6 protein-coding genes are annotated in these 15,027 nt (G+C 72.2%); 2 read left to right on the forward strand and 4 right to left on the reverse strand.

Features of this window, described 5'->3' with window-relative positions:
- Positions 1-1,002: DUF6350 family protein (locus tag ACI3KY_RS18585; RefSeq protein ID WP_404931617.1), on the reverse strand; the 1,002-nt coding region annotated here is incomplete at its 3' end.
- A 128-nt stretch (positions 1,003-1,130) separates the two neighbouring features.
- On the opposite strand from ACI3KY_RS18585, the gene ACI3KY_RS18590 reads away from it, so the two are divergent.
- On the forward strand, positions 1,131-2,615 hold the full coding sequence (locus ACI3KY_RS18590; protein ID WP_404931618.1) for an NCS2 family permease: 1,485 nt from the start codon (positions 1,131-1,133) through the stop codon (positions 2,613-2,615).
- Between the two features lie 119 nt (positions 2,616-2,734).
- Here the strand turns inward: ACI3KY_RS18590 and ACI3KY_RS18595 are convergent, their stop codons facing one another.
- Both ACI3KY_RS18595 and ACI3KY_RS18600 read right to left on the reverse strand, forming a co-directional pair.
- Positions 2,735-3,478, reverse strand: coding sequence for a formylglycine-generating enzyme family protein (locus tag ACI3KY_RS18595; protein ID WP_404931619.1), 744 nt, complete (start codon positions 3,476-3,478; stop codon positions 2,735-2,737).
- Positions 3,475-3,915, reverse strand: a complete 441-nt coding sequence (locus tag ACI3KY_RS18600; protein WP_404931620.1) for a nitroreductase family deazaflavin-dependent oxidoreductase — start codon at positions 3,913-3,915, stop codon at positions 3,475-3,477. The genes ACI3KY_RS18595 and ACI3KY_RS18600 overlap by 4 nt, the downstream gene beginning before the upstream one ends.
- A gap of 58 nt (positions 3,916-3,973) precedes the next feature.
- Here ACI3KY_RS18600 and ACI3KY_RS18605 point away from each other — a divergent pair, with 58 nt between their 5' ends.
- Complete coding sequence (locus ACI3KY_RS18605) at positions 3,974-4,207, forward strand: tautomerase family protein (RefSeq protein ID WP_404931621.1); 234 nt, start codon at positions 3,974-3,976, stop codon at positions 4,205-4,207.
- A 213-nt stretch (positions 4,208-4,420) separates the two neighbouring features.
- On the opposite strand, the gene ACI3KY_RS18610 is transcribed toward ACI3KY_RS18605, so the two are convergent.
- Positions 4,421-15,019 carry a hypothetical protein gene (locus tag ACI3KY_RS18610; protein ID WP_404931622.1) on the reverse strand — a complete coding sequence of 3,533 codons (10,599 nt, stop codon included), beginning with the start codon at positions 15,017-15,019 and terminating at the stop codon, positions 4,421-4,423.
- Positions 15,020-15,027: the final 8 nt, after the last annotated feature.

The following is a 15,027-nucleotide window of genomic DNA, read 5'->3' on the forward strand; positions in this document are numbered from 1 at the left end:
CTCCGGGCGCGGCCCGCCGACGTGCAGCAGCCGCGATCGCGCGATCCACCCGGCGAGCGCCCCGATGGCGATCGGCAGCAGTGCGAGCAGCAGCAGCCATGACGTGGTCGAGTCGGGCACGGCACCGAGCACCGGGAGACCCGGTACGACGCCCACCTGCGTGCCGGCGGGCGATACGGCGGTGCCCTCGCCGACCGCGAATCCCGGGCCGGCGACGAAGCTCAGTCCCCAGACGGCGAGGGTTGGAACGTAGGCGAGCTGAGCGATCGTGAGGACCGTGGCGCCGATCGCATCGACGTCGCCCGCCTGGAACAGCGCCACGATCTGGCCGGCGCGCGCGAAGAGCGCCACGGCCGCCACCGCGGCGCCGACGCCGATGAGGCCGACCACCACGACGGCCGCACCGCGCGCGATCAGCGCGGGCACGTCGCCCCACCCGTGCGGAAGGGCCTCCGCTCGGTCGCGCAGCCGCGCGATGGTTCCCGACCCGGCTTCCGACCACTCGGTCACGACCGCCGCGCCGAGCGCCGGCAGGGCGAACACGAGGGTGGGGATCAGGATCGCCTGCCACGTCTCGACGTGCGCGACGTCGTTCGCGCCGGTGAGTGCGGCGCCCGTCGCGAGTGCGGCGAAGACGAGGGTGGACGTGACGACGCCCGTGAGCCAGGCGTCCGCGTGCGAGGCGCGTGCGCCCGAGCGCGCGGCGAAGATCGCCGTGAACCCGGCGAACGCCAGCGGTGCGAGCGACAGGACGAACGATGCCGCCTCTGCGTCGATCCCGGCCGCGGCGAGGTATTCGGGCGGCAGCGCGATGTGCAGCGGCACGAGGTTGCCGAGCTGCCACACCGACACGGCCGACGGCCACAGCACTCCCCAGTCCGCACCGCCGCCGAACCCGAACACCCAGAGCAGGGTGAGAGGTGCGAGGGTCACCGCAAGGCCGACGGCCACCGCGATGGCGGCGTCGACGGAGGCAAGGAGGGCGACGATGAGGCGATGCATGCGCCATCGACCCTACTTCGAGGGTCGCGGCGGTCCTGGCTGCGTCCGCGCCGTGGTGCGGCATCCGTCCAGCGAATACTCAGGTTCGCGCGCGAAGGACTAACGTTTCAGGTCGGAGGTCCACACCCATGAGCACAGCCGCGTCCGCCGCATCGAACGCCCCCGCAGCGCCTGAGAACACCGAGCCGCCAGAGCCGAAGAACGCCTTCGACAGGTTCTTCGAGATCACCCGGCGCGGTTCGACGATCGGCACCGAGGTGCGCGGCGGTGTCGTCACCTTCGTGACGATGGCGTACATCGTCATCCTGAACCCGATCATCCTCTCGAGCGGGACGGATGTCGCGGGCAACACCCTGGGGTTCACCCAGGTGGCGGCGACCACGGCGCTCACCGCCGGCGTCATGACCGTGCTGTTCGGCCTGGTGACGCGCCTGCCGTTCGCCTTCGCCGCGGGTCTCGGCATCAACTCCTTCCTCGCGGTGTCCGTCGTCGGCCAGGTGACGTGGCCCGAGGCGATGGGCCTCGTCGTCATCAACGGTCTGATCATCGTGCTGCTGGCGGCGACGGGGCTCCGACGCATGATCTTCGACGCCGTGCCCATCCAGCTGAAGCTCGCGATCACGGTCGGCATCGGCCTCTTCATCGCGTTCATCGGGTTCGTGGACGCCGGGTTCGTCACCTCGACGGGGGCCTCCTCTCCCCCGGTGGGCCTCGGCGTGAACGGCTCGGTCGCCACGGTGCCCACGCTGATCTTCGTCTTCACCCTGCTGCTGACCGGCATCCTGGTGGCGCGCAAGGTCAAGGGCGGCATCCTCATCGGACTCGTCACCGGCACGGTGGTCGCGCTGATCGTCGAGGCGATCTGGAACATCGGCCCGAAGTTCGACGGTGACGAGGTCAACCCCGGCGGCTGGGGGCTCTCGGTGCCCGAGCTGCCGTCGTCGCTCGTCAGCGTGCCCGACCTGTCGCTGGTCGGGCAGGTCTCGTTCGGCTCGTTCGAGCGCATCGGCGTGCTCGCGGCCCTGATGCTCGTCTTCACTCTCGTGTTCACGAACTTCTTCGACGCGATGGGCACGATGACGGGCCTCTCCAAGGAGGCCGGCCTCTCCAACGAGAAGGGCGACTTCCCGCGCATCAAGTCGGCGCTCATCGTCGAGGGTGTCGGCGCGGTCGCCGGTGGATTCACGTCCAGCTCGTCGAACACCGTGTTCATCGAGTCCGGGGCCGGCATCGGCGAGGGCGCACGCACCGGGTTCGCGAACGTCGTCACGGGTGTGCTGTTCCTCGTCGCGATGTTCTTCACGCCGCTGGTCTCGATCGTGCCGACCGAGGTCGCGGCCTCCGCTCTGGTGATCGTGGGCGCGCTCATGATGTCGCAGATCCGGTTCATCGACTTCTCGGACTTCTCGATCCTGCTGCCGGTCTTCCTGGCCGTCACCGTCATGCCGCTCACGTACTCGATCGCCAACGGCATCGGCGCCGGGTTCATCTCGTGGGTCGTCGTGCGCTCGCTCTCGGGCAAGGCGCGCGAAATCAGCCCGCTGCTGTGGATCGTCGCGGCGGGCTTCGTGCTCTACTTCGCGCGCGGGCCGCTCGAGACCCTGCTCAGCTGAGACTCGAAGGGGACGGATGCCGCGGCCCTCGGCATCCGTCCCCTTCGGCGTTTCCGGTGGTGCGCTTCGACAGGCTCAGCGAACGGTTGCTGAGCCTGTCGAAGCATCGCCGCGACGGCTCAGCGCAGCGGGGTCCAGCCGGGCGGTGTCGGACCGTCGAAGGCCGCGCGCTCCGCGTCCGCCTGCGCCGACCAGCCCTGAGCGACGCCCACCCCGTCGAAGCCGCCCTTGGCCACGCGGAACCCGACGTCGTCGTGGTGCATGCGCGGTGCGCCGCCGCGGCGGGTCGAGGCGCGCACGCTCCACGCGTCATCGGCGAACCCGCCCCCGCGGAACACGCGGTAATCGGCATATCGGGCGGGATCGAGCAGGTCCCAGCACCACTCCCACGCGTTGCCGAGGGTGTCGAACAGGCCGTTGAGGTTCGGCAGCTTGCCGCCGACGTTCTGCGGGGCGGTCACGCCGTCGGCGCTCGTCCAGGCGATCTCGGCCAGCGGCCCGTACTGCGGGCCGGTGGAGCCGGCGCGGCACGCGTGCTCCCACTCGGCCTCGGTCGGCAGCCGGAATCCGTCGGCGTCCACGTGCCAGGTGACGTCCTCGCCGTCGAACGTGTACGCCGGGTCCAGCCCCTCCCACTCCGAGGCCGCGTTGCAGAACCGGATGGCCCGCAGCCAGCTCACGTCGGTCGCGGGCCGTCGCGGATGCGGGCCGGGCTCGCCCAGCAGCTCGGTCAGCTGCTCCTGCGTCACCGCGTAGACGCCGATCTCGAACGGCTCCAGCTCGACGCTCCAGCGGGCCTTCCGGCGCGCGTCGTGGAGCGTCACGGTGCCGCCCGGGATGCGGGCGAGCTCGATGTCGGTCACTCCTCGCGGGGCTCGAGCACGAAGATGGCGATCTGGCGGTCGGTCTTCGCCTGGTACTTGTCGTAGTCGGGCCACACGGCCGTCGCCCGCGCCCACCATTCGACGCGCTCGTCGCCCGCGAGCTCGCGGGCGGTGTAGTCCCGGCGGACGGCGCCGTCCTGCAGCTCGACGTGAGGCTGACGCCGCATGTTCTCGCCCCACTTGGGCTCGTCCGGCGCGCCACCCTTCGATGCGACCACCGCATACCGGCCGTCGTGCTCGACGCGCATCAGCGCCGTCTTGCGCAGCGCCCCGCTCTTCGCGCCGACCGTGGTCAGCACGATGATCGGCACGCCCCGCAGCGTGTTGGCCTCCTGGCCGTTCGAGGCCTCGTACTTCTCGGCCTGGCTGCGGGCCCATTCGGATGTGGACGGCTTGTACTCTCCGGTCAACGGCATGGCACCAGCGTAAAGGCGTGGCGCGCAGTGTCGGGTCGGGCGGCCCTATCGTCGAGGTATGCCGAACATGAGAGTCGAACTCCTCCCGGGGCGCACCGTCGACCAGCGTCGCCGCTTCGCCCAACTCGTGACCGATGCCGCCGTCGAAGCGCTCGGCGCCCGCCGGCAGGACGTGCGCATCATGTTCGAGGAGGTCGCCGCCGACTTCGTCGCCAACGGCGGCGTGCTCGCCAGCGAAGACGCCGACCGCGCCGGCCAGGTGTCGCGCTTCGGCGGCGGCGCCGCCGACTGACGCCGGCCGAGCCCGCACCGGCCTTCTTCTCTCGGTTCGGGGCGCGCGGCGTGCGTTTGGGGCGGGTCGCGCGCGCCCCGAACGCACGGCGTCCGCCCCGAACGCGAGGAAGTGGGGCTCCGTCGAATGCCACGGATGCCGCGAGGCGCGGCTTCCCGTGGCCGGCGGCTGACAGCCGCGGCGGCGCCGCCGACTGACGCCGGCCGCCGCGCGTCAGGCCTGACGGCGGCGGCGCGCGACCAGGAGCAGCAGGCCGAGGAGCAGGAGGCCGAGGCCCGAGAGCATCCAGCCCTGGAGGCCCTCGACGCCGGTCGCGGCGAGGTCGTCGCCATCGCTTCCGCCCGCGGACGCTGCCGGCTGACCGGCGTCACCCGGCTGACCGGGCTGGCCCGGCTGCTCCGGTTCGCCCGGCTCCTCGGGCTCTTCCGGCGGGTCGGCGGGCGCGTTGATGTAGACGTTGCGCGCTGCGGCGCCGTCATAGAGCGCGTCATCGCTGACCACGGTGTGGCTGACGGTCTCGACCACCATGCCCGGTCCGGGCTCGTTGCTCGGAGCCGCGGTCAGCAGCGAGGGGAACGGGTGCGGGTCGGTGGTCGGCAGCAGCCGGACGATGACCGTCTTCGGGCCCGTCTCGCCGATCTCGAAGATCAGCACCACCTGGTCGTGGAAGGTGACGCCGCCGTCGATCGAGACCTGCGCGTACGGGATGCCGCCGCCGTACGCCGCCGAGATCGTGATGTAGACCCGGGCCGTCGGCGGTGTCGACAGGGCGATCGTGTAGCTGTCGGTCTCCTTGACCCCGCTCTGCAGCGTGGTCGTGCCGTCGGATTCGACGATGACGACCTCGCCCGCTCCCGGCACCACGGGCGGGACCGGGATGACGAGCGGCGCCGGGGGCGCGGCATCCTCGGCTGTCAGCACCACGGGTGCAGGCAGCACGACCGGTGCGATCACGAGCGCCGGCAGCGGCACGTGGTACAGCTTCACCAGGAGCCCTGCCCCGAGGATCGCCCGGAGCGCGACGGCCAGCTCCGGCGTCGCGACCGTCGCCAGCACCTGCACCGTCGGCGTGCCCGCGCCGCCGTCGAGCGACAGGAACCCGTTCGCCCGGTAGCCGCCCGCGAGGAGGCGCACTGCGAGAAGCCGGAAGAGGTCGGCGCCGGTGGTCCCCTCGATCCGCAGCTCGGCGCGATGCCCGTTGATGAGGAAGCTGTCGGCACCCTCTCCGCCGTACAGCACCGCGGGGAAGCTGACGCCGGCGCTGGCGTTGCCGAACTCCGTCTCGACGGTCGCGAACGCACTGCCCGGCTGCACGTTCGGCTCGATGCGCGGCGTGGCGAAGAACTGCCCGACCACGAACGTGTCGTCGCCGTCGCCGCCGTACACCGTGGTGATGGCGCTGTTGTCGTCGAACACGTACACATCGTCGCCGTCGTAGCCGTTGACGGTCAGGCGCGCGTTGACGCCCTCGTCGTAGGCGATGGTCTCGGCCGTCCCCGCCCCGAGGTTCAGCTGGGCGACGAACGCGGCGTGACGCGCATCCGCGTGCTCGGCGATGCCCGCCAGCGCCCGGAACAGGAACAGGTCGGCGGCATCCGTCCCGTCGATCGTGAGGGTGTTGAGACCGGTGCGCGCCCCGCCGCCGCGCACGACGATGCGGTAGTCGTGCCCGGCGGCGTCGCCGGCGCCCCAGGTCTGGATGCGGAAGTCGTTGTCGCCGCCGTGACCCCACAGCACCAGCGAGTCGCGCACCTCGGTGCCGGCGAAGTCGTCGCCGAGGGCCGCGATGTGCGTGCCGGTCATCGTGTGCAGCCACCACACCTGGAACGAGTCGTCGCCCTGGAGTGCGAGCGGGTCGGTGGGGTCGTCGCCGAACGCCTCGGTGTGGCCGCCGAGCAGCGTCTCGAGGAAGAAGAAGTCGTCGTCACCGGCCGCGCCGAAGACCTGCATCGGACCGTTCACCACGGTGTGGTCGAAGGCGAAGAGGTCGTCCCCGGCGTCGCCGTGGACGAAGATCGGGCCGTTCACCACCGTGGCGTCGAACGAGAAGACGTCGTCGCCGAGGCCGCCGAAGACCCGGGTCGGTGCGCCGGTGACGGTGCCGCCGAAGTAGAGCAGCGACCCGCCGTCGAGGGCCGACGTCTTGCCGAACGAGGCGCGGATCGTCACCGTCGAGCCCTCGATGAGGGTGTCGAGCGGTGCGATGACATCCTGGCCGACCAGCAGCGTGACGTCGTCGCCGGCGACGATCCGCCCCTCGGTCACCGTCACGAGCTCGTCGATGGTGCGGCCCTCGGTGAGGAGGAAGAGGCTCTCGTCATCGCCGCCCGCTACGAACGGCACCGTGAGGCGCACATCGCCGGTGGTCGCCTCGGCGCGGAGCACGAGGAGCGATCCGGACGCCTCGGTCACGAAGACGCCCGTCGGCGGCACGAAGATCACCGCGTCGCCTGGCAGTGACAGCGCGTAGAGCCGTGAGCCCGTGCCGGTGTCGACCACCAGGTCCGCGGAGCGATCGGCGCTGTCGGTGCCGATGCGGCCCCCGACCGCGATGAGGTCGATGTCGCGCCCGGCCACGCGGACGGCCCCGGTCGGTGCATCCGCCTGGATGCCGCCCGCGCGGGTGCGCAGCGCGACGTCCGCGGTCAGGGACCGGGCGAGCGCGACGAACAGCGTGCCGGCCACCTGGTCGAGGAGGATGTCGCCCGCCGCCAGCGCGGTCAGCGATCCGCGCGCCGAGAGGGAGGAGCGGATCTCGAGGAAGTCCGGTGCCGTGTCGGTCGGGTCGGAGTCGGTGGGATCGATGTCGGGTCCGCCGATCCGGCCCGACACGAGACCCGCGATCATCACGATGCTCCGGCCCGCGACGCGCGGCGTGCCGTCGTCGATCGTGCCTTCGTCGAGGATCGACGCGGTGTCCTGCATCGTCTGCAGGTAGACGTCGTCCGCCGTCGAGGTGATGGTCCCGACGCGAAGGTCGGCGATCGTCTCGTAGTCCTCGACGAAGCCGTTGGTGTACAGCGTGATCTCGCCGTCGCCGTTCTGCGTCGAGTACTGCTGCGCCGGGAACCGCATGCTGAAGAGGGTCGCGTCCACGTTCGAGAAGACGACGAACGAGATGTCGGTGGCGAGGGAGGGATGCCGCACCACGATGTCGTCGCCCGCGCTCAGGTCGCTGAAGGTGTAGGCGCTGTCGTGAAGCTCGTTCACCGTGCCCCAGGCCACCAGCACCGGGTCGTCGAACCCACCCCACGGACCCGGGTCGGGGTGGAAGTACGTGTGGTACTGCCCCGTCGGCGGGACGGTCGTGTTCGACGGCGGGTGAGTGACGTTGACCTGCACCCAGTACGACGACATGACCGGCACGTCGGAGCCGGAGAGCGAGTCGTGAACGAGGAGGTCGATGTCGTCACCGGCGTGGATCGGGCCCAGCACGGGCTGGAAGGCGGTGCCGGCGTACGGCGAGCCGAGCGGCATCCGCGCCACGTAGGTGAGGTCGAGGACGACGTCGTCGCGGGCGTCGGCGACGAGCTCCACCGGGCGCGTCGGGTCGACGTCGTCGACGACATAGTCGCTCTGCACCAGCACGACGGGGATGGGGAGGCGCACGGGGATGCCGAAGAGCGTGAAGCTCGCGCCGATGGTGCCCTGGTTCGCGTGCAACTGCGCGATGTTGGTGCGGATGCTGCCCGCTCCCTGCGCCCAGATGTCACCGTGCTCGTTGATCACCCGCGTCGTGCCGATCGGGTTGTCGATGAAGCCCGCGAGCACGATGTCGGGCGTGCCCGGTCCGGTCCAGTTGGCGATGTCGACGAAGGTCGGGGTGAAGATGGGCCGGCCGATGTGGAAGCGGAAGTCCGTCGACACCTCGGCCTGCACGTCCACCGTGGCCCCGACGTCGTCGAGGTTGACGACGCTGATCCCGTTGACCCGCAGCAGCCGGCTCGAGTGGTTGTGCAGGCGGACGAAGTCGAACGTGTTCTGCACCTGCAGCGTGCCCCGGTCGCCCGTGAGGGTGCCGACCTGCGAGCCCGCCGGGTTGTTGATGAAGTAGGTCGCCGATCCGCCGCCGTTGTTCTCGATCGGGTCGACGACGATCTCGCGCCCCTCGGGGATCGTCTGACCCAGGATGTACACCGTGCCGAGGTCGTCGCGCACCGTGACGGCGTACTTCTTGACGATCCTGCCGGTGCTGTCGACGACGAGGGTCGGGTTCGGCGCGTGCAGCACGACGTCGGCGTTCCAGTCGATCCAGCGGTGCCTGTTGTCGTCGGCGCTGTTGTCGTCGCCGCCGAAGTCGATGAAGCCGCCGCCCGTCGACGCGCGCGGATCGACGACGACCTGCAGGTGCAGCGCCTCGACGCGGAGCGTGGCGGTGCGGACGCGGACGCCGGCCTCGCCCGTCACCGACGAGGTCGCGTTGTACCGGACGATCGCGTCGGCGTCGCTGTCGCCGCCGAAGCAGCCGCACGTCGCGCGGGCGTCGGCGACGAGTCGGAGGTCGAGGTGCTGCGCGCGGACGGTGACCGTCTGGTAGCCGATGATCTTCGCGCCGTCGACGAGGTGCACGTGTGCGTTCGAGGTGAGCGTGACCTCGGAGCGGGCGTCCGAGTCCTCGAACGCGCCGTCGCCGTTGGAGCGGTTGTGGTCGAGGAGGCTGGTCGTGATCATCTGCGCCGCGAGGGTGACGTTGTCGGCCTCGAGGTGCGCCGCGCCGCCCACCGTCAGCGTCGTGTCGTTGTTCGCGACGATGTGGCACGGGTCGCCGCCGCAGTCGCCGGACGTCGAGCTGCCGGCGAACGAGCCGCCCGAGGCGCCGGCGCGGAGCTCGGACTGCGTCGCCGTCGACGACGATGCGGCGATGTCGTTCCAGGCGGTGATGCGCCCGTCGAGGGTGACGTGCGACGTGGTGCCGAGGTCGGCGCGCGTCTGCGCCTCGGTGCCGTGGCCGAAGCCCCCGGCGCTGGAGTAGGCGTACGCGTTGCCGCTCGCGAGGGTGAGCGGATCGATCGTGACGCTGCCGCCGGTGCTCGAGAGGTCGGTTCCCGGGCGCACGGACACCGTCGTGGTGGCCGTGGCGCTGACCACGGCCCGGGCGTGGGTGATCGAGATGGCTCCGATGCCGCCGGATGTGCCGTCCGCGACGCCGGCTGCCGTGTTGAGTGCGTGCACGCCGATCTCGCCGCCGGCGACGATCCGCGCGCCGTCGCCGATCGTCAGGTCGAGGGTGGCGTCGACCACGACCCGGGGACGCGTCTCGCCGACCTGGATGAATCCGCCGCCCTCGCCCGCCACCTTCGCCTCGGAGTACGTGCCCGACGGCAGTGAGGGCGCCATCGTGGCGACCTGCAGGTGCTGTGTGCCGGTGCCCGCCGCCGTCAGATCGACCACGAGCTTTCCACCGCCCAGCGCCGGTCCCAGATCGACGACGGCCGGGACGAACCGGCTGGTGCCGACGCTGCCGTTCGCACCGAGCGGGAGGTGGAAGCAGACGCCCAGGAGTTCGACGAGCTTCAGCCCGAACGAGGTGGGCGTGGCGTCGCAGACCTCGTACACCCCGCCGTTCTGCAAGCCGGCGATGGGCTGCTGCCCCGGTGCGAACAGCTGGTGGATGACGGTACGGCCGGCCTCGGAGATGTCGGGCACGAGGCCGAGCGCGGTGATGGGGATGACCCCGCCGCCGCCGTCGTCGCACGTGCCCAGCGCGTGGCACTGGCTGTCGGCGAGCTGGATGCGGTTGCCGTCGATCCGGATGACCCAGTAGGTGGTGTCCTGCGACAGGCCGCCGAGCGGGCCGCCGGTCGCCCGGTACACGACGGCGTCGCCGGTCTGCAGTCCGTGCTCGCGGACGGCGATGACGTTGTTGTCCTCGATCTGGAACGTCGGCGGGCTGCCGACCTGGACGGGGCTGCCCTGGGCGTCCACCACGATGTCCACGCGCGTGCTGTAGAACGACGCGCGCGCGGCCGCCGCGAGATACTGCACCATCTGCCCGTCGGTGTACGAGTTCACGGCGTTGATAAGACCGTTCGCCTCGTCGACGTCGCCGCCGTCGAACTCCACCGGCGCGGACGGGGTGTCGGCGTCGATGAGCTGGACGCGGAAGTCGTCGAGCACGCGGACCCGGTAGGCGTGCCCGTTCACGAGTCCGGCCACGCCGAACCCGGATGCGGTGTAGAACACCCGCTGGCCGTCGACGAAGCCGTGCTGCCGCGTGAACGTGATCACGTCATCGGCGGGATCGACCTGGGCCGGTTCGAAGGCCGCGCCCAGTTGGATCTGCGTGGGCGAGACCACGATCACGCCGTACTTCGCGCCGTCCGTGAGGCCGCCGACGGCGGTGCCGCCGCTGCGGTCGTAGCGCACGGTGGCCGAGTCGTCGAGCGTATGGGCTCCCGAGAGCGTGATGGTGTTCGTGCCCAGATCCACGCCCGTCACGGCGTCGAAGGCGTAGACGGGCAGCGGTGGCGGCGTCGCGGAGTTCTGGTGGGCGGTCAGGGTCACCGCTCCCCCGGCCCAGAGCGTGGTGCCGTTCGCGACCGACAGCTTCACCGTCGGGAACGTCTCGGCCAGCGCGCTGTTCGACGACACCGCGAGAGCCGCGGCGGAGAAGTTCTCGGCGAAGGACCGGGACACCGGCTGGGAGGCCGCCCGCACGTCGATGTCGCCGGAGACGACGATCGGCGTCCCGACACCGACGATCGCCTCGGCGACCGGGCGCACGCGGGCCCACGCGCGACCGGAGTCGATGGTGATCGCACCGATCGCCGTGCTCGCGAGCTTCGCCGTGGCGGTGTCGGATGTCGTGGCGTGGACGCCCAGCGACGCGGCCGCGGCCACCGTGGCGGCGAACTGCGCCAGCGTCGAGGAGTCCACGAGGGCCTTCGGCTCGGCGACGCCGACGGTGATGGCGCCCCCGTTGACGCCGCCGCCGGCAGCCGTGGCGGCATTGGTCGCGGTCGCGTCGACCGTCAGGGCCGCCGCCGGCGCGTGCACCGTGGCGCCGTCGTGCACCCGCGCCCGGGTGACCGCGGCGGCGGTGATGAGCGCCTCGGCGCTGGAGATGCTCACGGCGATCAGGCCGAGCGCGAGGCTTCCCGAGGTGGCCGAGACCGCACGGTTCGCCGTCGCCCGGACGGCGAGCGACGTGCCGCCCACCTGACGCGGCGCGGCGTCCGCCACGGCCGCCGCGGCGATGCGCGCCGTGGGAACCGACACGCCCACCACGAGCACCCCGCCCGACACCAGGTCGCTCTTGGCGGTCGCCGTGGCCGTCAGCACCGTCTCGACGAGGACGCCGCCCGTGGTCACCAGCATCCCGGTGCCGTAGCGGGACAAGACGGCGGCCGAGCCCACCACCTCCGCGTCGACCACCGAGCCGGTGATGCCGACGAGCGCGATGCCCACGGCCTCGATCGTCGCGTCGGCCTTCGCGTGGCCCACGGCGCGGACGGACACGCCCGTCGAGGCGATGATCGTGCCGTCGAACGCCGCCGTGACCGGCGCCCACACTGTCGCCTGCGCGACGACGACGCCCGCCTTGACGGCTCCACCGCCCGCGCTGTCGATGTCGGCGAGAGCGTGCGTGCCGTCGCGGCTCTCGGCGAGGAGCGACACCGCTCCCGACGCGGCGAGCATCACGCCGGCGGCGACGGATGCCGTCGTCGCCGCGGATTCGGCGATGGTGGCGGCGGCGACCGTGCCGTCGACCCCGATGATCGAGATGGAGGTGAGCTCGCCGGTGGCGTCGACGGCGTTCCGCGACGAGGCCGTCACCCCGAACGACGTGGAGGTCGCAGGACCCGCCGCGAACGCGGCGCGGGTCGCGGCGGCGACGGTCGCCCGGGGGAGGAGCCCGTTTATGTCGAGGCCTGCGACGGTGACCTTCTTCATGTCCGTCGCGGCGGTGTTCTCGGACCACGCCGTCACGGCGACGGCGCCGGCGCCGCCGCGCACGTCGGCCGTGCCCGCGGCGACCTCCGCGGTGATCCCCGCGGCGTCGGTCACGACGGCCAGCGCCGAGCCGAAGCCGCCGTTGAAGAGCCCCGCCTCGATGTACGCCGCCGACGCGGTCGCGAGGTTGGTTCCGCGCGCCTCGACGGTGAGCCCGTTGCCGACGAGGCCGGCGCGGAGCTCGGCGCGGGTGGCCGCGGCGATCGTGGCGCTGATGATGCGGACGTTGGCGTTGATGAGGCCGATGGTCGCGGCATCCGAATCGACGTCCGCCGTGTTGTTCGCCTGCGCGACCACCGTGGTCGCCCCGTGGGACCACACCGGCGAGAAGATCGACGCGCGCGTCGCTGCGGAGGCCGCGATCTCGGACTCGGCGTACGCGACGCTCACCTGCAGGATGCCGCCGAAGCCGGCGGTGAAGGTCTCGGCCGCGGCGCGGTTGGTCGCGGTGCTGCGCACCTCGACCGACCCCGACCCGCCGATGATGCCGGATACCTCAGCCGTGGTCGCGCCCCGCAGGAACGCCGTCGCGACGTACCCGCCGCCGGAGACCAGGCCCCCCGAGCCGGCGGTGATGATCGCGCTGGCGACGTTGCCCGACCCGCCGTCGGTGAGGATGCGCGCGCGGGCGGCGACGAGGCCGCTCGAGAACACCGTGCCGAGCTCGATGACGGCACGTACGAGCGCCGCCGTGGTGACCTCGGCGCTCGCGTCGACGCCCTGGCCGCTGCCGAGGAGTCCGATGCCGATCACGAAGGCCTCGGCCAGTGCCTGGTTCTGACCCTCGGCGTCGACGGTGAGCGAGCCGGAGCCCGCGACATCCGCCCGGAAGATCGCCTCGGTGCGGCCGGTGATCAGCGCCTCCGGGTTCATGAAGCTGGCGGAGATCGCCGAGAGGCTGCCGCCCGGGGTGAAGGCGTCGGCGCGGTTGCGCGAGGTGGCGCGCATCGCGATCGCCCCGCCGGCCGAGAGCCACGAGCCGTCGACGGCGGTCGCGGTGGTCTCGCGCGTGATGGTGGCGTGTGCGAGCGTGACGCCGATCGCGACGGCCCCGACCTGCACGTTGACGGTGTCGGCATCGATGACGTTGCGGGCGTCGGCGGCGATCGTCGCCGCGCCGCTGAGGTGCGCGACGCCGGCGAACTCGGCAGCCGTGCGACCCGTGATGTCGGCGATCGCGCCGGCCCCGGTGCCGCTTCCGGCGAGGCCGACCGACACCGAGAACGCGGTGACGGGCACCGAGATGTCGGAGACGGCCGTGATGCGCAGGCCGCCGGCCGGCGCGGCGGCGGTGCCGATGGCGACGGCCCCCACGCGTCCGACGGTGTCGCCGCGGACGTCGGCGGTGGCGACGGATGCGCCGGCCGCCGCGAGCGCGATCGCCAGGCCCAGCGAGAGCGGGCGGACGTCGCGGTCAGCCGCGGCATCCGCCGAGACGATGCCGGCGGCGACCGGGATGACCACGCCGTCGTCGATGTGCGCCGTCTGGCGGGCGTCGGTGTCGAGCACCAGGATCTGGCCGCCGACCGACACCGCACCGATCTGTCCGGTGAAGGCGATCGCCTCGGTGGCCTCGCCGTACGTGGCGCGGGTGGCGACGTCGCCGCCCGCCCGCACCGTCGTGCCCGTCGCGATCCCCGCGTCGACCGTGGAGCGCAGCGTCACCACCAGGACGGATGCCCCGACCGCGACGATGCCGCCCGTCGCCGAGCCGGCGAGGCCGAAGTAGCTGTCGCGCGCGTCGGCCGTGACCGCGACCGAGCCGCCGGTCAGGATGAACGCGCCCACGCCGATGCGGCTCGTCGTGCCGCGGAGCGGCGGGGGCGACGAGAACGCGCTCGAGGCGAGCGAGGTGCCCGGCGCGGCGCCCGCGACCCCGGCGGCTGCGGCGTCGATGCCCGCCTGCTTGCGCTGCGCGGTGTTCGTGCCCGAGGAGTCGTTCGCTCCGCCGAGGATCGACAGGTAGCCGGTGGAGCCCGTGCCCGACGCGTGGTGGTCGGCCTGGCTCTGGGGCGTGCCGTCGGACGACGAGAGCGCGTCCTTGGGGCCGCTGCCGTCGTCGTAGGAACCGGTCGGCTGCCCGCCCGCCGTCCACACCGAGACCGATGCCGTGACGCCGACGGCGCCGCCGCCCGCGCTGACCGCGTACGTCTGGATGTGTCGCACCGAGAGCGCCTGCACCCGCAGGTGCGAGCTGGCTTGGATCGACGCGTAGTCGCCGACCAGCGCGTTCGCCGCGACATCCACCACACCGATGTCGATGCCTCCCGCGACGCCGACGAAGCCGCCCGCGACGCCGCCGCCGATCGTGAACGTGTCGGTGAGGTCGGTCGCCGTGACCGAGACGCTCTGCGGGGCGCCCGCACCGGCCCGGTCGCTGTTCACGAAGGTGCGGTCGGCGGACGTGCTCTCGATCGCGGCGACCGTGGTGCCGCGGATCAGCGTGACGTTGACGGCGCCCGAGACGCCGACGAAGCCGGCACCGCCCGAGATCGCCATGCCGAAGACGTGCTGGGCCGACGAGGCGAGCAGGGCGAGGCCCGACTGGCCTGCGGCGGGGAACGAGTCGCCGCTGATCGTGCCGAGCGGGATGCCGCCGAGCGCCCAGCCGCGGGAGGCGCGTGCGTCCACGAGGCTGCCCGCGCCGATCGTCGCGGCGGTGTCCTTCACGGCCGACACGACGGCGACGCCGGCGCCGACGCCCACGAAGCCCACGCCCAGACCGCCCGACACGACGGTGAAGCCGGTGCGGTCGTCGGCGGCGACGAGGATGTTGTTGCCCGCGTCGAGCGTGACATGACGCCCGACCCGGCCGTGCGTGTGCGTGTCGAGGACGACGGCGGCGACGGCCGCCGCCACCCCCGCGA

This window comes from Microbacterium sp. ZW T2_14, assembly GCF_044987405.1.
In the GTDB taxonomy this organism is placed as follows: Bacteria; Actinomycetota; Actinomycetes; order Actinomycetales; family Microbacteriaceae; genus Microbacterium.

What these genes read in the sequence shown, in the direction of transcription:
- ACI3KY_RS18590 (WP_404931618.1), top strand. Translation starts at nt 1,131, where the DNA reads ATGAGCACAGCCGCGTCCGCCGCATCGAACGCCCCCGCAGCGCCTGAG.
- ACI3KY_RS18600 (WP_404931620.1), bottom strand. Translation starts at nt 3,915, where the DNA reads ATGCCGTTGACCGGAGAGTACAAGCCGTCCACATCCGAATGGGCCCGC.
- ACI3KY_RS18605 (WP_404931621.1), top strand. Translation starts at nt 3,974, where the DNA reads ATGCCGAACATGAGAGTCGAACTCCTCCCGGGGCGCACCGTCGACCAG.